At 53.9% G+C, this 20,735-nt stretch carries 17 protein-coding genes and 2 tRNA genes; 2 read left to right on the forward strand and 17 right to left on the reverse strand.

Annotated elements, in window-relative coordinates; all coding sequences use genetic code 11:
- Positions 1-68: 68 nt before the first annotated feature.
- The gene (locus AC1MKH_RS21555; protein WP_276220918.1) at positions 69-1,076 is read left to right on the forward strand and encodes a luciferase-like monooxygenase; all 1,008 of its coding nucleotides are present in this window, start codon (positions 69-71) and stop codon (positions 1,074-1,076) included.
- Between the two features lie 81 nt (positions 1,077-1,157).
- On the opposite strand, the gene AC1MKH_RS21560 is transcribed toward AC1MKH_RS21555, so the two are convergent.
- From AC1MKH_RS21560 to AC1MKH_RS21620, 13 genes are all read right to left on the reverse strand, one after another.
- On the reverse strand, positions 1,158-1,862 hold the full coding sequence (locus AC1MKH_RS21560) for a L,D-transpeptidase family protein (RefSeq protein ID WP_276220920.1): 705 nt from the start codon (positions 1,860-1,862) through the stop codon (positions 1,158-1,160).
- 74 nt (positions 1,863-1,936) lie between these two features.
- Positions 1,937-3,181, reverse strand: coding sequence for a tryptophan permease (gene mtr, locus AC1MKH_RS21565; protein WP_276220922.1), 1,245 nt, complete (start codon positions 3,179-3,181; stop codon positions 1,937-1,939).
- A 145-nt stretch (positions 3,182-3,326) separates the two neighbouring features.
- Entirely contained in the window at positions 3,327-5,285 is a 1,959-nt protein-coding gene (locus AC1MKH_RS21570) for a DEAD/DEAH family ATP-dependent RNA helicase (RefSeq protein WP_276220925.1), read from the reverse strand.
- Positions 5,278-5,358 (reverse strand): protein YrbN, encoded by an 81-nt coding sequence (gene yrbN, locus AC1MKH_RS21575; RefSeq protein WP_100249910.1) that lies wholly within the window; start codon positions 5,356-5,358, stop codon positions 5,278-5,280. The genes AC1MKH_RS21570 and yrbN overlap by 8 nt, the downstream gene beginning before the upstream one ends.
- 105 nt (positions 5,359-5,463) lie before the next feature.
- Positions 5,464-6,348 carry a lipoprotein NlpI gene (gene nlpI / locus AC1MKH_RS21580; protein ID WP_149463982.1) on the reverse strand — a complete coding sequence of 295 codons (885 nt, stop codon included), beginning with the start codon at positions 6,346-6,348 and terminating at the stop codon, positions 5,464-5,466.
- A 111-nt stretch (positions 6,349-6,459) separates the two neighbouring features.
- Entirely contained in the window at positions 6,460-8,595 is a 2,136-nt protein-coding gene (gene pnp, locus AC1MKH_RS21585; RefSeq protein WP_276220927.1) for a polyribonucleotide nucleotidyltransferase, read from the reverse strand.
- A 346-nt stretch (positions 8,596-8,941) separates the two neighbouring features.
- Positions 8,942-9,211 (reverse strand): 30S ribosomal protein S15, encoded by a 270-nt coding sequence (gene rpsO / locus AC1MKH_RS21590; RefSeq protein WP_015962870.1) that lies wholly within the window; start codon positions 9,209-9,211, stop codon positions 8,942-8,944.
- A gap of 150 nt (positions 9,212-9,361) precedes the next feature.
- On the reverse strand, positions 9,362-10,306 hold the full coding sequence (truB, locus tag AC1MKH_RS21595; protein ID WP_276220930.1) for a tRNA pseudouridine(55) synthase TruB: 945 nt from the start codon (positions 10,304-10,306) through the stop codon (positions 9,362-9,364).
- The gene (rbfA, locus tag AC1MKH_RS21600) at positions 10,306-10,707 is read right to left on the reverse strand and encodes a 30S ribosome-binding factor RbfA (RefSeq protein WP_015962868.1); all 402 of its coding nucleotides are present in this window, start codon (positions 10,705-10,707) and stop codon (positions 10,306-10,308) included. The genes truB and rbfA overlap by 1 nt, the downstream gene beginning before the upstream one ends.
- Before the next feature lie 161 nt (positions 10,708-10,868).
- On the reverse strand, positions 10,869-13,553 hold the full coding sequence (gene infB / locus AC1MKH_RS21605; protein ID WP_276220933.1) for a translation initiation factor IF-2: 2,685 nt from the start codon (positions 13,551-13,553) through the stop codon (positions 10,869-10,871).
- Positions 13,554-13,577: 24 nt separating this feature from the next.
- Positions 13,578-15,065: a transcription termination factor NusA gene (nusA, locus tag AC1MKH_RS21610; protein WP_276220935.1), complete on the reverse strand. Its 1,488-nt coding sequence runs from the start codon at positions 15,063-15,065 to the stop codon at positions 13,578-13,580.
- A 27-nt stretch (positions 15,066-15,092) separates the two neighbouring features.
- Positions 15,093-15,545 carry a ribosome maturation factor RimP gene (rimP, locus tag AC1MKH_RS21615; RefSeq protein WP_015962865.1) on the reverse strand — a complete coding sequence of 151 codons (453 nt, stop codon included), beginning with the start codon at positions 15,543-15,545 and terminating at the stop codon, positions 15,093-15,095.
- A gap of 207 nt (positions 15,546-15,752) precedes the next feature.
- A tRNA-Met gene (locus AC1MKH_RS21620) sits at positions 15,753-15,829 on the reverse strand.
- A gap of 337 nt (positions 15,830-16,166) precedes the next feature.
- On the opposite strand from AC1MKH_RS21620, the gene argG reads away from it, so the two are divergent.
- Positions 16,167-17,510, forward strand: a complete 1,344-nt coding sequence (argG, locus tag AC1MKH_RS21625) for an argininosuccinate synthase (protein ID WP_149463986.1) — start codon at positions 16,167-16,169, stop codon at positions 17,508-17,510.
- Positions 17,511-17,809: 299 nt separating this feature from the next.
- Here argG and AC1MKH_RS21630 read toward each other — a convergent pair.
- The 4 genes from AC1MKH_RS21630 to folP all read right to left on the reverse strand — a co-directional run bounded on the left by AC1MKH_RS21630 (position 17,810) and on the right by folP (position 20,647).
- A tRNA-Leu gene (locus tag AC1MKH_RS21630) sits at positions 17,810-17,896 on the reverse strand.
- Positions 17,897-17,909: 13 nt separating this feature from the next.
- On the reverse strand, positions 17,910-18,239 hold the full coding sequence (gene secG / locus AC1MKH_RS21635; RefSeq protein ID WP_276220940.1) for a preprotein translocase subunit SecG: 330 nt from the start codon (positions 18,237-18,239) through the stop codon (positions 17,910-17,912).
- A gap of 229 nt (positions 18,240-18,468) precedes the next feature.
- Positions 18,469-19,806, reverse strand: a complete 1,338-nt coding sequence (gene glmM, locus AC1MKH_RS21640; protein WP_276220943.1) for a phosphoglucosamine mutase — start codon at positions 19,804-19,806, stop codon at positions 18,469-18,471.
- Entirely contained in the window at positions 19,799-20,647 is an 849-nt protein-coding gene (folP, locus tag AC1MKH_RS21645; protein ID WP_276220945.1) for a dihydropteroate synthase, read from the reverse strand. Before folP ends, glmM begins: the two co-directional genes overlap by 8 nt.
- Positions 20,648-20,735: the final 88 nt, after the last annotated feature.

Here is a 20,735-nt window from a genome sequence, read left to right on the forward strand (position 1 = left end):
CGCGCTGTGCTGCCAGGCTGGAACAAGACCTTCAATCTGATGATGACGCTGTAACAAAGTGAGCCTTTATGACTGACAAACCTGTTTCTTTCTCGGTGCTCGATCTGGCCCCGATCCCGCAAGGGTTGCAGGCCAAAGATGCCTTCGCCCGTTCTCTCGATCTCGCAAAGCTTGCCGAAAAGCGTGGCTATCATCGCTACTGGTTAGCGGAGCACCACAACATGACCGGCATCGCCAGCGCGGCAACGTCAGTGCTGATTGGCTATCTGGCAGCGAATACCACCACCCTGCATCTCGGTTCCGGCGGCGTGATGCTGCCGAACCACTCCCCGCTGGTCATTGCCGAGCAGTTCGGCACGCTCAATACGTTGTACCCCGGTCGTATTGATTTAGGGCTGGGCCGCGCACCTGGCAGCGACCAGCGCACCATGATGGCGCTACGTCGTCACATGAGCGGCGATGTGGATAATTTCCCACGCGATGTAGCGGAGCTGGTTGACTGGTTTGACGCCCGCGATCCCAATCCGCACGTGCGCCCGGTTCCCGGCTACGGCGAGAAAATCCCGGTTTGGCTGCTGGGGTCGAGCCTCTACAGCGCGCAGCTTGCCGCACAGCTTGGCCTGCCGTTTGCGTTTGCCTCGCACTTCGCGCCGGATATGCTGTTCCAGGCGCTGCACCTTTACCGCACCAACTTCACACCTTCCGCGCGGCTGGAAAAACCTTACGCGATGGTGTGCATCAATATCATCGCCGCCGACAGCAATCGCGATGCGGAATTCCTGTTCACCTCCATGCAGCAGGCGTTTGTGAAACTGCGCCGTGGCGAAACCGGGCAGCTACCGCAGCCGATTCAAAACATGGATCAGTTCTGGTCGCCGTCCGAGCAGTATGGCGTACAACAAGCGCTGAGTATGTCGCTGGTGGGTGATAAGGCGAAAGTGCGTCACGGGCTGGCGTCGATTCTGCGTGAAACCGACGCGGATGAGATTATGGTTAACGGGCAGATTTTTGATAGCGAAGCGCGTCTGCATTCGTTCGGGCTGGCGATGGATGTGAAGGAAGAGTTGTTGGGGTAAGTATGGTTCGTGTGCCCGGTGGCGCTGCGCTTACCGGGCACACATGATCCAGCTCGCGAGCGCAACGCCATCAGGTATTGTTCAGCTGATTTTATAGCGCTGGTTTTCAACAACAACGGTGGGAAGTCGACGGTTTTTTTCAAAGTAATCATAGCCGGGCTTCAACATACGCCAGAAATTATAGTCCGGCCATGCTCTTGCCCTTCGCATGTTTTCATCGCTCATTGCGAACGGGAAGATATGCACCGACACGCGCTTTTGCCCGCTATTCAATGCCTGTGCAACCAGTTGATAAATCTCTTCAATGCCGTCGTCGGTCATAGCATAACAGCCTGCTGAGACGCAGTTCCCGTGAACCATAATAAAATCACCGGTATAGCCATTAGCCCGATCGTATGCATTCGGGTAACCAATATTAAACGCAAGATGGTAGCGGCTGTTTGGGTTAAGTAAGCCTTTATTGGTGGCATAAAAACCTTCCGGGCTTTTACCATCTCCCTGCTTGTGTTTTGGCCCCAGCCCCCCCGACCAGGCACATATAGTCCAGGTTTTGTAGAGTTCGTAAGGCTTATTGTTGGTACTCGACCACAGTTCCAGCTTATCTTCCGCTTTCAGAATGCGAATAAAGAGCTGGTCGCCGGGGTGAATCACTTTTGGCGGGGGCAAGACAGGGCGTTCGACCGGTATGAAAACATGTTCATCACGCGGAGTGGGCCAGAAAAAGTGGACACCCAGCGCGATGACCGCTGCGAATAAAAATAGAGAGAACAATCCATTACGAGACATTTTCACGCGTCCTGCGTTGGGTGACGGCGGCCATTATAAAATGGCTCCCGCCGTCTGTCGCGTTGGCTTGGTGATTACTGATAAACCGGCAACAACTTAAAGCTCGACAGAATATGCACCAGCGCGTTGCCGATACCGAAGACCAGAATCAGCGCAATCATCGGCTTGCCGCCCCAGACGCGGAATTTCGGGCTGCCGAAGCGTTTGCGCGATGCGCGGGCCAACAGTGCGGGTACAATCGCGGCCCAGATGGTTGCCGCCAGCCCGGCATAGCCAATAGCATGCAGGAAGCCGTTCGGCCACAGTACGCCGCCAACAATCGGCGGTGCGAAGGTCAGCAGTGCCGTTTTAAAACGACCCATCGCGCTATCGTCAAAGCCAAACAAATCGGCCAGGTAATCGAACAGGCCCAGCGTCACGCCCAGGAATGAACTCGCTACCGCGAAGTTAGAAAACACCACCAGCAGCAGGTCCAGGCTACGGCTGTTCAGCACGCCGCTCAGCGCCTGTACCAGCACATCAATGTTCCCGCCTTTCTCGGCGATGCCGATAAATTCCGGACGCGGAATGTTGCCCATCGTTCCCAGCAACCAGATAGCATACAGACCCAGCGCCAGTAGCGTGCCGTAAACCAGGCATTTCACAATGGTCTGCGGATCTTTGCCGTAATACTTCATCAGGCTCGGCACGTTACCGTGATAGCCAAACGAGGCCAGGCAGAACGGCAGCGTCATCAGCAGATACGGGGTGTAAGACGCATTACTTTCTGCGACGTTAAACAGCGTCGCAGGTTCAACATGCCCCAGCAGACTGCCGAACGTCAGGAAGAAAGTGATCACTTTCGCGCCCAGTACGATAGCCGTCATGCGGCTAACCGCTTTGGTACTCATCCAGACGATAAAGGCCACCAGCAGAGCGAAGGTAAAACCGCCCACGCGTGCCGGCACGTTCAGCGACATCTCTGCAAACGTGTGATGCAGAATCGACCCGCTCGCGGAGATATACGCGTAGGTCAGAATATAGAGTACAAAGGCAATCGAGATGCCGTTGACGATATTCCAGCCTTTGCCAAGGAGATCTTTGGTCAGCGTGTCGAAGCTCGCGCCGATGCGGTAGTTGAGGTTCGCTTCGAGGATCATCAGCCCGGAATGCAGCATGCAGAACCAGGTGAAAAGCAGCGCCGCCAGCGACCAGAAGAACCAGCTACCGGCCATCACCACCGGCAGCGAGAACATGCCCGCGCCAATAATGGTCCCGCCGATGATCACCACGCCGCCAAAGAGTGACGGTCGTGAAGCTGTAGTGGTAAGTGTCGCCATTTGCCGATATCTCCAGTGAATCGTTCTTTGCTATACGTTAGCATGGCGCTAATGTACCAGTACACGAGTACAAAAGGAATAAAAAAAGCCCCGATTTCGCAACCGGGGCTGTATATTTTACTTTACGCTAACAAGCGGTGATTTCTTACGCATCGCCACCGAAACGGCGACGGCTGGAAGAGTCATCACGACGCGGAGCGGCAGCATCATCACGACGCGGCGCACGGCCACCGTCACGACGTTCGCCGCTGAAACGACGACCATCACCACGGCCACCTTCACGACGCTCACCACCGAAACCACGGCCTTCACGACGTTCGCCGCCAAAGCCACGACCTTCACCACGACCGCCTTCACGACGCTCGCCGCCGAAACCACGACCACCGCTACGCTCAGGACGCGGTTGCGCGTCGCCCAGCAGCTGCATGTTCATCGGTTTGTTCAGGATGCGGGTGCGAGTAAAGTGCTGCAGTACTTCGCCCGGCATACCTTTCGGCAGTTCGATAGTGGAGTGCGTACCGAACAGTTTGATGTTACCGATGTAACGGCTGCTGATATCGCCTTCGTTGGCAATCGCGCCAACGATGTGACGAACTTCAACGCCATCATCACGGCCCACTTCAATGCGATACAGTTCCATATCACCGGCTTCACGACGTTCGCGACGCGGACGATCTTCACGGTCGCCACGCGGAGCACGATCGTTACGATCGTTGCGATCGCGCGGACCACGGTCATCACGGTCACGGAATTCGCGTTTCGGACGCATCGGCGCATCTGGCGGAACGATCAGAGTACGTTCGCCCTGTGCCATTTTCAGCAGTGCTGCGGCCAGCGTTTCGATATCCAGCTCTTCGCCTTCTGCAGTCGGCTGGATTTTCGCCAGCAGGCCACGGTAGAGATCCAGATCGCTGCTTTCCAGCTGCTGCTGTACTTTCGCGGCGAATTTTTCCAGACGACGTTTGCCCAGCAGTTCTGCGTTCGGCAGTTCGACTTCCGGAATAGTCAGCTTCATGGTGCGTTCGATGTTGCGCAGCAGACGACGCTCACGGTTCTCAACGAACAGCAGCGCACGGCCAGCACGACCCGCACGACCGGTACGACCGATACGGTGAACGTAAGACTCGGAGTCCATCGGGATATCGTAGTTTACGACCAGGCTGATACGCTCAACGTCCAGGCCACGGGCCGCAACGTCGGTCGCAATCAGGATGTCCAGACGACCATCTTTCAGGCGTTCCAGCGTCTGCTCACGCAGCGCCTGGTTCATGTCACCGTTCAGCGCAGCGCTGTTATAGCCGCTACGTTCCAGCGCTTCAGCCACTTCCAGTGTCGCGTTTTTGGTACGAACGAAGATAATCGCCGCATCAAAGTCTTCCGCTTCCAGGAAACGTACCAGCGCTTCATTTTTACGCATGCCCCACACAGTCCAGTAGCTCTGGCTGATGTCAGGACGGGTAGTCACGCTGGACTGAATGCGCACTTCCTGCGGCTCTTTCATAAAGCGGCGGGTAATGCGACGAATCGCTTCCGGCATGGTTGCAGAGAACAGAGCGGTCTGATGACCTTCCGGGATCTGCGCCATAATGGTTTCAACGTCTTCGATGAAGCCCATGCGCAGCATTTCGTCAGCTTCATCCAGAACCAGACCGCTCAGTTTAGAGAGGTCCAGGGTGCCGCGTTTCAGGTGATCCAGCAGACGACCCGGCGTACCGACGACGATCTGCGGCCCCTGACGCAGGGCGCGTAACTGCACGTCATAACGCTGGCCGCCGTACAGGGCAACCACGTTTACGCCGCGCATATGTTTAGAGAAATCCGTCATGGCTTCAGCAACCTGAACCGCCAGTTCGCGGGTCGGTGCCAGCACCAGGATTTGAGGTGCTTTCAGCTCAGGATCAAGATTGTTTAGCAGTGGCAGGGAAAACGCTGCGGTTTTACCACTACCTGTCTGGGCCATGCCCAGCACGTCACGACCGCCCAGCAGGTGCGGGATGCACTCAGCCTGGATCGGAGATGGTTTTTCGTAACCCAGATCGTTAAGGGCTTCAAGGATAGGAGCCTTCAGGCCCAGATCTGCAAAAGTGGTTTCGAATTCAGCCATGTAGTACAAGTGCCTCGATATTAATGGCGGCCAGTCTACATAACTCATCATGAAATTGATCTGCAATTTTCATTGAAAAGTGTGAACCGGCTCAAAGTAGGTGTATTAACGAACAACAACGCCCTCACCCGCGAAGGTGATGGCAATCAAAAAGATTACGGGCTGATGTAGTCGTCAGCTATTGCTGGTCCGATTCTGCCAGGTCATCTTGGTCCTGGCCCAGGAGCGATAATTCCAACAATGCGTATCGGTGCTCAACATAGTTATGAACGTTGTTAGCAACCGCCAGTTTGAACAGTGCCGTAGCGCTGTCCTTGTCCCCAAGACTTAGGTAATACTTACCTAAATAGAAGTTGGTTTCACTGAGATGCTCAGCGAGCGAGGTGTTATCCGTTGCGTCCGCCTTCAGGCGCTCCATTAACGTTTTTTCGTCAATGTTGCCTAAGTAGAACTCGACAATGTTCCATCCCCATTGTTCTTTATCCGATTTATCGAAGCGTTGTTTCAACGCGTCTTTTGCCTGCTTCTCATCGAGCTTCTGCTCAGCGAGGAATAACCACAGACTACGGAAGGGATCATTGGGATCGTCTTGATAAAACGCCAGCAGATCATCTTGCGCTAATTTTGCACGGCCACCGTAATAAAGCGCGATGCCGCGGTTCAAGTGCGCATAATTGTAAGTTGGATCAAGCTCAAGTACAGAATCAAACGCTTCATAGGCAGCATCAAAATTGCCTGCCTGCGTTAAGTAAATGCCTAAGTAATTGAATACTTCAGGCATATCTGGTCGGATTGCCAGCGCTTGCGAAAAATCGTTACGCGCTAGTGCCCTCAGACCGAGACTATCATACAACACTCCGCGCTCATATAAAAGCTGTGCGCGTTCGTCATCGGTTAAAGCCCGACTGGCAAGAATTTGTTCCATGCGTGCCAGAATCACTTCCTGCTGTAAAGTCGGTTGCAATGGTACCGCGAGGACCTCACTCTTTCGCCAGGCAGAATTACTGCATCCTGCCAGCGTGAGTGCTGTCGCTACGAAACACCAGCGCAAAAAAGGCTTCATTTCCCACTCCCGAAGACAACAATTGGATGAACGTCCTGTCCCCCGGCTGCAAACAGGCATCCCGCCAGGTAAAATTGCCCCCTGCTTGCGCAGAGGGCAAAACGGCAAACCTTACTCGCCTTGTTCCGCGGCCGGAGCTTCCGGTGCGGCAGCAGGCTGAGACTGCTCGGTTGCTTCTTTGATGCTCAGACGGATACGGCCCTGACGGTCAACTTCCAGAACCTTAACCGGTACTTCCTGATTCATCTGCAGGTAATCAGTGACTTTCTCAACACGCTTGTCAGCGATCTGAGAGATGTGCACCAGACCTTCTTTACCGCCGCCGATGGCAACGAATGCGCCAAAGTCTACGATACGGGTCACTTTACCGTTATAGATACGACCCACTTCGATCTCTGCAGTGATCTCTTCGATACGACGGATAGCGTATTTCGCTTTCTCACCGTCGGTCGCAGCGATCTTCACAGTACCGTCATCTTCGATTTCGATGGTGGTGCCGGTTTCTTCGGTCAGGGCACGGATAACAGAACCGCCTTTACCGATAACGTCTTTGATTTTGTCCGGGCTGATCTTGATGGTGTGGATACGCGGTGCGAACTGAGAGATGTCGCCGCGCGGCGCGTTGATCGCCTGTTCCATCACGCCCAGGATGTGCAGACGCGCACCTTTAGCCTGGTTCAGAGCAACCTGCATGATTTCTTTGGTGATACCTTCAATTTTGATATCCATCTGCAGCGCAGAGATACCGTCGCGGGAACCCGCTACTTTGAAGTCCATATCGCCCAGGTGGTCTTCGTCGCCCAGGATGTCAGACAGAACAACAAAGTTGTCGCCTTCTTTCACCAGACCCATCGCGATACCCGCAACGGCGGCTTTGATCGGCACACCTGCGTCCATCAGTGCCAGAGACGCGCCACACACGGAAGCCATGGAAGAAGAACCGTTAGATTCGGTGATTTCAGAAACCACACGAACGGTGTACGGGAATTTGTCCAGTTCCGGCATCACTGCCAGTACGCCGCGTTTCGCCAGACGGCCGTGACCAATTTCACGACGCTTCGGAGAACCGACCATACCGGTTTCACCTACGCAGTACGGAGGGAAGTTGTAGTGGAACAGGAAGTTGTCAGTACGCTCGCCCATCAGCTCGTCGAGGTTCTGCGCATCGCGGGTGGTACCCAGAGTAGCAGTAACCAGCGCCTGAGTTTCACCACGGGTGAACAGCGCGGAGCCGTGAGTACGCGGCAGAACGCCAGTGCGCACGTCCAGACCACGGATCATGTCTTTTTCACGGCCATCGATACGCGGTTCGCCTGCCAGTACGCGGCTACGAACAACGTTTTTCTCGATAGCGTGCAGGATTTCGCCCAGCTCGTTAGCGTCCAGAGTTTCGTCTTCAGCTACCAGCGTTGCGATGGTTTCAGATTTGATCACGTCAACCTGAGCATAACGCTCTTGTTTGTCGGTGATGCGGTAAGCGTCGCTCAGACGAGCTTCTGCCAGCGCAGCAACGCGTGCGTTCAGCGCGTCGTTCACTGCTTCTGGCTGCCAGTCCCAACGTGGTTTACCGGCTTCTTTAACCAGTTCGTTGATTTCACGAATAACAGTCTGCTGCTGTTCGTGACCAAAGACGACCGCGCCCAGCATGACGTCTTCGCTCAGCAGTTCTGCTTCGGATTCAACCATCAGTACAGCGGCTTCGGTACCGGCAACAACCAGGTCCAGCTTGCTTTCTTTCAGCTCGTCCTGAGTCGGGTTCAGTACGTACTGGTCATTGATATAACCTACACGTGCAGAGCCGATTGGGCCGTTGAACGGGATACCGGACAGAGACAGCGCAGCGGATGCACCAATCATTGCCACGATGTCTGGGTTAACCTGCGGGTTTACGGACACAACGGTCGCGATAACCTGAACTTCATTGACGAAGCCTTCCGGGAACAGCGGGCGAACCGGGCGGTCAATCAGACGCGCGATCAGGGTTTCGCCTTCACTTGGACGGCCTTCACGACGGAAGAAGCTACCCGGGATACGACCAGCAGCGTAGGTACGCTCCTGATAGTTAACGGTCAGCGGGAAGAAATCCTGGCCTGGTTTCGCTTTTTTCTGGCCGACAACGGTAACGAATACCGCGGTGTCATCCATGCTAACCATAACAGCGGCAGTTGCCTGACGCGCCATCATGCCGGTTTCCAGGGTTACGGTGTGTTGGCCGTACTGGAATTTACGAACGATCGGATTAAGCAAAATTCTATCCTTTCTTATTAAGTGGCAGCACACCTTCGGGCGTGCCGACATTGGAACCCGATCTTCTTTGCATCCTCGCGACTAATGACAACCCTAACCCTTCATGGGTGAAGCCTCTCATTAGCCGCGCGAACCTCTGCAATGAAGAACATGTACAACAACAATACATTATACCCGTTATCTTTCAAAATACCGCTGCGTTAGCAAAGTGCGTTGTAAATTCATTTACGTGGCACACAGGCTTTCGCTTAAGCGCTACTTTTTTCGGGTACATTTTCTCTTAAATAGCTGACATCTGGTGGAAAAAAGGGGCCATAAAGGCCCCTCTTTCTGAAACTCGCCAGAATTAGCGACGCAGACCCAGACGCTCGATCAGCGCGGTGTAGCGTGCAACATCTTTACGTTTCAGGTAGTCCAGCAGTTTACGACGCTGAGAAACCATGCGCAGCAGACCACGACGGCTGTGGTGATCTTTTTTGTGCTCTGCAAAGTGACCCTGCAGGTGGTTGATCTGTGCAGTCAGCAGAGCAACCTGAACTTCGGTAGAACCGCTGTCGTTCGCATCGCGACCGAACTCAGAAACGATTTGTGCTTTAGCTTCAACGCTTAGAGACATTTTGAACTCCAAATTTAAAAGAATGAAAGGGTGCCGATCTCTAATTCAGCAGCCCTGAGATAACGCTTGCCAATTGTTAAACAATTACGCAGGCGTTAAGCCGCAACATTCTACTCGTAGCGGCCTGTTATCGCAAGAGAGGCAATTACCTCACTCGGGGTATTCCACCACCAGGCGACGCGGTGCGACGCGGCCTTCATCATCGATTTCAGCCATGCCGATAAATTTCGCGTCGTCGCCTTCGGTGACGCGGACTAATCCGCTGGCTGGCGCCTGAGAGGCGCGCACCGGCTGACCGTTCTTAAAGTAAGCCGCCACGACGGATGGAATATTGACGACGGGGAAGTCCGAAGCTGGACTATCCATCGGCATCAGCAGCGGGTCCAGCAGTTGGGCGGCAGGAATACCCTGCTGTTCAGCCTGCTCGACATACTCACGCAACTGTTCCAGGGTCACCATCCGTTCAACCGGATATTTACTCACCGCCAGACGACGCAGGAAAATGACGTGCGCGCCGCAGCCAAGCTTTTCACCCAGGTCATCAATGATGGTACGAATGTAGGTGCCTTTCGAACAGTGTATTTCCAGCTCCAGTTCATCGCCTTCGTGGCGAATAAACAGCAGTTCATACACGGTAATCGGGCGCGCTTCACGCGGTACTTCAATGCCCTGGCGGGCGTATTCGTAGAGCTTTTTGCCCTGATACTTCAGCGCCGAATACATTGACGGCACCTGCTGGGTATCGCCACGAAAACTCTCCAGCGCCTCAGCCAGCTGCGCATCGGTGAAGGTCACCGGGCGCTCTTCGACAATCTGACCGTCGGCATCGGACGTATCGGTACGCTGGCCCAATCGTGCGATGACGCGATAACGCTTATCGGAATCCAGCAGATATTGGGAAAACTTAGTCGCTTCCCCAAGGCAAATCGGCAGCATGCCGGTCGCCAGCGGATCCAGCGCCCCGGTATGCCCAGCGCGGTTCGCGTTATAGAGACGTTTTACTTTTTGCAGCACATCATTGCTGGATGCACCTTGCGGTTTGTCCAGCAACAATACGCCGTGGATATCACGACCGCGACGACGAGGACGACTCATCAGTCCTCCTTGCTGTCGTCCGGGTTCACACGACGTTCTTCGTCATGCTTAACCACGTTAGTCACCAGGTTGGACATGCGCATCCCTTCAACTAACGAGTTGTCGTAGAAGAAGGTCAGTTCCGGCACGATACGCAGACGCATGGCTTTGCCCAGCAGCGAGCGGATGAAACCGGATGCTTCCTGCAGCGCTTTGATGCCTGCTTTTACGGCAGCTTCATCTTTGTCGTTCAGGAAGGTAACAAACACTTTGGCATAGGCCAGATCACGAGACATTTCCACGCCGGAAACGGTCGTCATCATGCCCAGACGCGGGTCTTTAATTTCGCGCTGCAGGATGAGTGCGATCTCTTTTTGCATCTCCTGGCCCACGCGCTGCGGGCGACCAAATTCTTTCGCCATAATAAATTCTCCAGACAAAAAAGGGGCCAAAAGCCCCTTTTAAAATTAATCTCAGGTGGAAAGGGCTGTTCACGTAGGCCTGATAAGACGCGCGAGCGTCGCATCAGGCAACGGCTGCCGGATGCGGCGTGACGCCTTATCCGGCCTACACCCAACCAACCTTAGGCAATCGTACGCTGAATTTCGATGATCTCGAACACTTCGATCATATCGCCAACGCGAACGTCGTTGTAGTTCTTCACGCCGATACCACATTCCATGCCGTTACGGACTTCGTTAACGTCATCTTTGAAGCGGCGCAGGGATTCCAGCTCGCCTTCATAGATAACCACGTTGTCGCGCAGAACGCGGATTGGGTTGTGACGCTTGATGAGACCTTCGGTAACCATACAGCCCGCGATCGCACCGAATTTCGGTGATTTGAACACGTCACGCACTTCAGCCAGACCGATGATCTGCTGTTTCAGTTCCGGAGACAGCATGCCGCTCATCGCTGCTTTCACTTCGTCGATCAGGTTATAGATGACGGAGTAGTAACGCAGATCCAGGCTTTCTGCTTCGATCACGCGGCGCGCAGAGGCATCAGCACGGACGTTGAAGCCAACCAGGATGGCGTTGGAAGCCGCAGCAAGCGTGGCGTCGGTTTCGGTGATACCACCTACGCCAGAACCGATAATCTTCACTTTCACTTCGTCGGTAGACAGTTTCAGCAAGGAATCGGAAATCGCTTCTACTGAACCCTGTACGTCTGCCTTCAGCACGATGTTTACTTCGTGAACTTCGCCTTCGGTCATGTTGGCGAACATGTTCTCGAGTTTAGATTTCTGCTGACGAGCCAGTTTAACTTCACGGAATTTGCCCTGACGATACAGTGCAACTTCACGCGCTTTCTTCTCGTCACGCACAACGGTCACTTCATCACCGGCAGCCGGAACACCGGACAGACCGAGGATTTCCACCGGAATGGACGGACCTGCTTCCAGTACTTCCTGACCCAGTTCGTTACGCATCGCACGAACACGGCCATATTCGAAGCCACACAGAACGATGTCGCCCTTGTGCAGAGTACCTTCGCGTACCAGAACGGTAGCAACCGGACCACGACCTTTATCCAGGAAGGATTCGATAACCGCGCCGCTCGCCATACCTTTACGAACCGCTTTCAGCTCCAGAACTTCAGCCTGCAGCAGGATGGCGTTCAGCAGGTCATCAATACCGGTACCCGCTTTCGCAGAAACTGGGATGAACTGTGCTTCACCGCCCCACTCTTCCGGCATAACGCCGTACTGGGAGAGTTCGTTCTTAACGCGATCGAGGTCAGCTTCTGGCTTATCGATTTTGTTCACAGCAACAACCAGCGGAACCTGCGCCGCTTTCGCGTGTTGGATAGCTTCGATGGTCTGCGGCATCACGCCGTCGTCTGCTGCAACAACCAGAACAACGATATCCGTTGCCTGCGCACCACGAGCACGCATAGAGGTAAACGCGGCGTGGCCTGGGGTATCCAGGAAGGTGATCATACCGTTGTCAGTTTCAACGTGGTATGCACCGATGTGCTGAGTAATGCCGCCCGCTTCGCCAGAGGCCACTTTCGTTGAGCGAATGTAGTCCAGCAGAGAGGTTTTACCGTGGTCAACGTGACCCATGATGGTCACGACCGGCGCGCGCGGTTCAGCCGCAGCACCCGTGTCACGGTCGCTCATTACCGCTTCTTCCAGCTCGTTTTCACGACGCAGGATAACTTTGTGGCCCATCTCTTCGGCAACCAGCTGTGCGGTTTCCTGATCGATGACCTGGTTGATGGTCGCCATTGCGCCCAGTTTCATCATCGCTTTGATGACCTGAGAACCTTTAACGGCCATTTTGTTAGCCAGATCGCCAACGGTGATGGTTTCGCCGATGATAACGTCACGGTTGACCGCCTGCGCTGGCTTCTGGAAGCCCTGCTGCAGAGAAGAACCTTTACGTTTTCCACCTTTACCACCGCGAACAGCGGCACGCGCTTCTTCACGATCGGCTTTAGATTCAGCGTGTTTGTTGCCTTTTTTCGCCGGACGCGCCGCTTTCGCGTTGCGACCACGGCCACGACCACCTTCAACTTCACGGTCGTTTTCATCTTCAGCCTGGCGAGCATGCTGAGAAGTGGTTACGTGATAGTCGCTGGTGTCTTCAGTCGGCTCAGCGTTATTCACGCCATTTTTCTCGTTTTCTTCTGCCATGCGGCGGGCTTCTTCCGCTACGCGGCGCGCTTCTTCTTCAAGCTTGCGGCGTGCTTCTTCTTCCGCTTTACGCTTCAGCTCAGCAGCTTCACTTTCACGGCGGGCTTTCTCAGCCTGGGCAGTTTTAGTCATATCGTCTTGTTGATTGCTCACTTTGTCTTTTTCCGCAGCTTCACGTTTCGCTTTATCAGCGGCTTCACGCTTAGCTTGTTCTGCGGCCTCACGTTCGGCTTTTTGTTGCGCCTCGCGCTTCGCTGCTTCTTCAGCTTCACGACGGGCTTGCTCTTCCGCTTCACGCTGCGCCTGCTCTTCCGCGGCCAGGCGTTCAGCCTCTTGCGGATCGCGTTTCACAAAGGTGCGTGTCTTGCGGACTTCGATTTGTACCGACTTACTTTTACCGCCGGTACCTGGGATATTGAGCGTGCTGCGCGTTTTGCGCTGCAGGGTCAATTTGTCCGGCGCAGAACCGTTTTCACGGTTCAGGTGCGCCAGTAAAGTTTGTTTCTCTTGTGCGGACACAGAGTCATCAGCAGACTTCGGGATACCAGCGTCAGCAAATTGCTGTACCAGGCGATCCACCGAGGTCTGTATCTCTGCGGCCAGCGTTTTTACGGTTACATCTGTCATGCTGTTCCTTCCTGCTACAGTTTATTACGCTTCGTCGCCGAACCAGCAAATATTACGGGCGGCCATGATGAGCTCGCCGGCTTTCTCGTCAGTTAAACCTTCGATATCAGCCAGGTCATCAACGCCTTGTTCAGCGAGATCTTCCAGCGTACAAACACCACGAGCTGCCAGTTTGAATGCCATTGTACGATCCAGCCCTTCAAGGTTGAGCAGATCGTCAGCCGGTTTGTTATCACCGAGGCTTTCTTCCTGGGCCAGTGCCAGAGTGGTCAGTGCGTTTTTAGCACGTTCGCGCAGTGCCTCAACGGTGTCTTCATCAAGACCGTCGATTTCCAGCAGTTCTTTCATTGGCACGTAGGCCAGTTCTTCCAGCGTGGAGAAGCCTTCTTCAACCAGCACTGTCGCGAAATCTTCATCAATATCGAGATATTTGGTGAAGGTATCGATCGCTGCGTGCGCTTCAGCCTGATGCTTCGCCTGCAGGTCATCAACGGTCATCACGTTGAGTTCCCAGCCGCTCAGCTGCGAGGCAAGACGTACGTTCTGACCGTTACGGCCAATCGCCTGCGCCAGGTTGCCCGCTTCAACAGCGATATCCATAGTGTGTTTATCTTCGTCGACCACGATAGACGCGACATCCGCCGGCGCCATTGCGTTGATCACGAACTGCGCCGGGTTATCGTCCCAAAGAACGATGTCGATACGCTCGCCGCCCAGTTCCGTCGAAACGGCCTGAACACGCGCACCGCGCATACCCACGCAAGCACCCACCGGATCGATACGCTTATCGTTGGTTTTCACGGCGATTTTCGCACGAGAACCTGGATCGCGAGCGGCTGCTTTGATTTCAATAACTTCTTCGCCAATTTCTGGCACTTCAATGCGGAACAGTTCGATCAGCATTTCCGGCTTGGAACGCGTGACGAACAGCTGCGCGCCACGCGCTTCCGGACGTACGGAATAAAGTACACCACGGATACGGTCGCCTGGACGGAAGTTCTCACGCGGCAGCATATCTTCACGCAGGATAACGGCTTCAGCATTGTTGCCGAGATCCAGAGAGATGTTGTCACGGTTCACTTTCTTCACCACGCCGGTGATGATTTCACCTTCGTGCTCGCGGAACTGATCAACGACCATTGCGCGCTCAGCTTCACGAACTTTCTGGACGATAACCTGTTTCGCCGTTTGGGTGGTGATACGGTCGAAGGTCACAGATTCGATCTGGTCTTCAACGTACTCACCCACGTTCAGGCTTTCGTCTTCGTAGCGTGCTGCTTCCAGGGTAATTTCTTTAGTCGGCTGCGTGACCTCTTCAACGATCACCCAACGACGGAATGTGTCGAAATCGCCGCTCTTACGATCAATTTCTACGCGAACGTCAATTTCTTGCTCGTATTTTTTCTTAGTAGCCGTTGCCAGCGCGCTTTCCAGCGCTTCGAAAATCTTCTCACGCGGCAGCGCTTTCTCATTGGAGACGGCTTCAACAACAGCCAAAATTTCTTTGTTCATCGGGGCCTTTCACCTCAATCCAGACTGTTAAAAGTGGGGAACCAGGTTCGCCTTCTGGATGTTACTCAGCGCGAACACTTCATCTTTGCCTTCGACTGTCACAGTGATCATTTCACCGTCTACCGCTTTGATAATGCCCTGCCATTTACGACGGTTCTGAACCGCCATGCGCAGGACCAGCGTCACCTCTTCACCCAGGAAACGCGTGTAGTGTTCCGCGGTGAACATAGGACGATCGAGGCCCGGAGAGGAAACTTCCAGGTTGTAAGCCACAGTAATCGGATCTTCTACATCCATTACCGCGCTTACCTGGTGGCTCACATCAGCACAATCATCAACATTGATGCCATCTTCACTATCAATATAGATGCGCAGTGTGGATGTGCGACCGCGAATAAATTCGATGCCGACCAGTTCGTAGCCCAGGGCTTCAACTGGTGCCGTAATCATCTCTGTTAATTTTTGCTCTAATGTGGACAAACCCACCCCCAAGACATAAAAAAAGGGCGTAAAGCCCAGTTATTCTGTAGTCAGATAACAAAAAACCCCGATAAATCGGGGCTTTAGATAACTGAACCCTATAGCCGCAACTGCGGCCTGGAGAACCTTCCGAAAGAATTTTTTTCAAATCCAGCTACGAAGGCCTAAGTCTTCACAGTATATTTGAAAAAGAACTCTAAGGGAAAGTGGTTGCGGGGGCCGGATTTGAACCGACGACCTTCGGGTTATGAGCCCGACGAGCTACCAGGCTGCTCCACCCCGCGCCTGAAACGTGGCAAATTTTACGCGTTTTGAGTAAAAAATGCAAATAATGCTGGGATTTGGTACCGAGGACGGGACGTAAAATCGGCCTGTAGTATAAGGAAGAAAGTAACATCCTGTCAACCTCACATTCTATGCAGCGGACAAGCAGTATCACTGGCGGTAATGTGTCATGAGTGATACGCCGAAGCGATAAGGATTTTTCACTGAAAATCGCACGAAGCACTTCCGGTATTGCGCAAAAGATGATTAAATGAAAACTCATTTATTTTGCATAAAAATTCACTGAGAGCGAAAAAGCGTTTTCTCCATCAGTCTATCAAAGCAGGGTTTTACTTTATGACGACGATTCTCAAGCATCTTCCGGTAGGTCAACGTATTGGTATCGCCTTCTCCGGCGGTCTGGACACCAGCGCGGCGCTGCTGTGGATGCGACAAAAAGGAGCAGTGCCTTATGCCTATACTGCAAACCTGGGCCAGCCTGATGAAGAAGACTACGACGCTATCCCACGCCGTGCCATGGAATACGGCGCAGAGAACGCTCGTCTGATCGACTGCCGTAAGCAGCTGGTTGCAGAAGGTATTGCCGCTATTCAATGTGGCGCCTTCCACAATACCACTGGCGGCCTGACCTACTTCAACACAACCCCACTCGGCCGTGCCGTTACAGGCACCATGCTGGTTGCCGCCATGAAAGAAGATGGCGTGAACATTTGGGGCGACGGCAGTACCTATAAAGGCAACGATATTGAACGTTTCTATCGTTATGGCCTGCTGACCAACGCCGAACTACAGATTTACAAACCGTGGCTCGATAGCGACTTTATCGATGAACTTGGCGGTCGCCATGAGATGTCTGAGTTCATGATTTCCTGCGGCTTCGACTACAAGATGTCTGTTGAGAAAGCCTACTCCACCGACTCCAACATGCTCGGCGCGACGCACGAAGCGAAAGATCTGGAATTCCTGAACTCCAGCGTCAAAATCGTTAACCCGATTATGGGCGTGAAGTTCTGGGATGAGAACGTGAAGATCCCGGCAGAAGAAGTGACCGTACGTTTTGAACAGGGTCATCCGGTCGCGCTGAACGGTAAAACCTTCAGTGACGACGTGGAGATGATGCTGGAAGCGAATCGTATCGGTGGCCGTCACGGTCTGGGCATGAGCGATCAGATTGAAAACCGTATCATTGAAGCAAAAAGCCGTGGCATCTACGAAGCTCCGGGGATGGCGCTGCTGCATATCGCTTACGAGCGTCTGCTGACCGGTATTCACAACGAAGACACCATCGAGCAGTATCATGCGCATGGCCGTCAGTTGGGTCGTCTGCTGTACCAGGGCCGTTGGTTCGATTCTCAGGCGCTGATGCTGCGTGATTCACTGCAACGCTGGGTCGCAAGCCAGATTACCGGCGAAGTAACGCTGGAACTGCGTCGCGGGAACGACTACTCCATTCTGAATACCGTGTCTGACAACCTGACCTATAAAGCAGAGCGTCTGACTATGGAGAAAGGCGACTCCATGTTCTCTGCCGAAGATCGTATCGGCCAGCTGACTATGCGTAATCTGGATATCACCGACACGCGCGATAAGTTGTTTGGTTATGCGAAAACCGGTCTGCTCTCTTCCTCAGCCGCCAGCGGTGTTCCGCAGGTTGAGAATCTGGAGAAGAAAGGGAAGTAATTGCGTCTCTGTCGATGCATCTAAAAAGCCGCGTAAGCGGCTTTTTTTGTGGGTAGGTTGTACCGCCGTCTGGCGGTTCTGCTGCTTGCACGATGCCTGATGGCGCTTCGCTTATCAGGCCTACGAAGCGTGCGGTGTTTGGTGTTTGGTGTTTGGTGTTTGGCACATTTGTAGGCCGGATAAGGCGAAGCCGCCATCCGGCGGTTGTGCCGCGTGCACAATGCCTGATGCGCTGCGCTTATCAGGACGGGTTACAGACGAAAAAAAAGACGCTTTTCAGCGTCTTTTTTTCGGAATATTGGTACTGAGGATGGGACTCGAACCCACAAGCCCGTTAGGGCACTACCACCTCAAGGTAGCGTGTCTACCAATTCCACCACCTCAGCACAGATACAACTCTTAGTGTGGGATATCGCTGGTCGGCTGAGCCGGTGCAGCTGGCTGAGTTTGCTCGGTTTTCGGCGCACTCAGATTTTCCCACTCACTTCCTTTACTGGTCTTGTTGCTGTTGATGTTACCCAGCGCCAGACTGATAATGAAGAACAACGTCGCCAGTACTGCGGTCATGCGGGTCATGAAGTTACCAGAACCACTTGAGCCAAACAGCGTGCCGGAAGCGCCTGCTCCGAAGGAGGCTCCCATATCAGCGCCTTTACCTTGCTGCAGCATGATCAGACCTACGAGGCCAATCGCTACAATAAGGAAAACTACTAAAAGAGCTTCGTACATAATCAACCTGTTCCTTGCGGAGTTGCCGCATACCAATTGCTTCGACCAATTAAAGTGGGCGTTTTTAATGTTTCCCACTGAAGCGGGTGTGAATACTAACCAAAGCGAATCACCTTCGCAAGGGCAATTTTATCGCATTGTATCAACTGCGGAAAAAAACAGCAAAAAAGCCTATTTTCCCTAAAAGAAAGGCGGCAACCGCCGCCTTATTAATCACTTATCGCCAGTATCAGACCGCTTTCACCGCATCCGCAATACGATTAGCGAAAGCAGTAACCTGTGCTTCATCCTCGCCCTCTACCATCACGCGAATCAGCGGCTCAGTGCCAGATTTACGCAGCAGTACGCGGCCACGGTTGCCCAGTGCGGATTCCACTTCCGCCGTCACCGCTTTTACGGTCTCATTTTCCAGCGGGTCGCCGCTACCCGCAGTGAAGCGGACGTTGACCAGCACCTGCGGGAACATTTTCATCCCGCTGCACAGGTCATGCAGAGACATATGGTTGCGTACCATCGCTGCAACGACCTGCAATGCCGCCACAATACCGTCGCCCGTCGTGGTTTGGTCCAGCAGGATGACGTGGCCGGAGTTTTCCGCGCCAATGCGCCAGTCTTTCTCCTGCAGTTTTTCCAGCACGTAACGGTCGCCTACTTTGGCGCGTACAAACGGAATACCTAACTGCTTCAGCGCGACTTCCAGACCCATGTTGCTCATCAGGGTGCCGACCGCGCCACCGCGCAGTTTGCCCTGACGCAACCCTTCACGGGCGATGATGTAGAGGATCTGGTCACCGTCAACTTTGTTACCTTCATGGTCAACCATGATGACGCGGTCGCCGTCGCCATCAAAGGCGATGCCAAGATGCGCTTTCTCGGCCAGTACACGCGCCTGTAAGGCACGAACGTCGGTTGCTCCGACTTCCTGGTTGATGTTGACACCGTCCGGCTCACAGCCGATGGCAACAACCTGCGCGCCTAATTCGCGGAATACGTTCGGCGCGATGTGATAAGTGGCACCGTTAGCACAGTCAACCACGATTTTCAGGTCGTTCAGACTCAGTTCGTTCGGGAAGGTCGCTTTACAGAATTCGATATAGCGGCCCGCGGCATCCACGATACGGCTGGCTTTACCCAGTTCGGCGGAATCCACGCAGCTGATCTCTTTTTCCAGCTCAGCTTCGATGGCTTCTTCAACTTCATCCGGCAGTTTGGTGCCGTCGATGGAGAAGAATTTGATGCCGTTGTCGTAGTATGGGTTGTGCGATGCGGAGATAACAATGCCTGCCTCGGCACGGAAGGTACGCGTCAGGTAAGCCACCGCAGGGGTCGGCATTGGGCCAGTAAAGGACGCAGAGAGCCCCGCAGCGGCCAGGCCGGCTTCCAGCGCAGACTCCAGCATATAGCCTGAGATGCGGGTATCTTTACCGATGATGATCTTACGTGAACCATGGCTTGCCAGCACTTTCCCGGCCGCCCAGCCTAGTTTCAATACGAAATCAGGGGTGATTGGCGCATCGCCTACGCGGCCACGAATACCATCGGTACCAAAATATTTACGTTTACTCATAGCGTTTGTTTTCCTTCGCTGACAACGTAGCTTCCACCACGCGCATCGCTTCTACAGTTTCTTTGACATCATGGACACGAATAATATGCGCCCCCTGCATTGCGGCAATCACCGCACACGCCAGGCTGCCACTGAGACGTTCGGTGGGCCCAACGTTCAGCAACTGACCAATCATCGACTTACGCGACATTCCAACGAACAGCGGAAGACCAAAATGATGGAATTCGGACAGGCGTGCCAGTAATGCATAATTATGGGAGAGATTCTTACCGAAACCGAACCCCGGGTCGAGGATCAATTTCTCTTTTCCGATACCTGCCGCTTTGCAGCGTGCAATTTGCTCAATAAAGAAGCGATTCACATCCGCAAAAACGTCATCATACTTCGGCGCTTCCTGCATCGTTTTTGGGTTGCCCTGCATATGCATCAGGGATACGGGCAGGCCGGTTTCAGCTGCCGCTTCCAGCGCGCCGGGTTCGCTGAGCGAGCGGATATCATTAATTATGTGTGCGCCTACGCGCGCAGATTCGCGGATGACTTCCGGTTTTGATGTATCGACGGAGATCCACACCTCAAATCGCTGAGCAATCGCCTCTACGACGGGGATCACGCGCTCCAGCTCTTCTTCGACGCTGACGTCAGACGCTCCAGGGCGCGTAGACTCACCGCCCACATCCACAATCGTCGCCCCGGCGTTAATCATCAGGTTAGCGTGCTTCACCGCCTCCACTAACGTATTGTGCGTTCCGCCATCGGAAAATGAATCCGGCGTGACGTTCAGAATGCCCATAACGTGAGGGTGAGAGAGATCCAGCGTGGAGCCCTGGGCGAAGAGTTTCATGGCTAATCCTTCCGATTGATTCTTGTCTTGAATGTAAAAAAACCCTGAGGCAAGCCTCAGGGTTTCAGGTGATGCTACGTTATCACGT

This window comes from Pseudocitrobacter sp. CD920760, assembly GCF_057782505.1.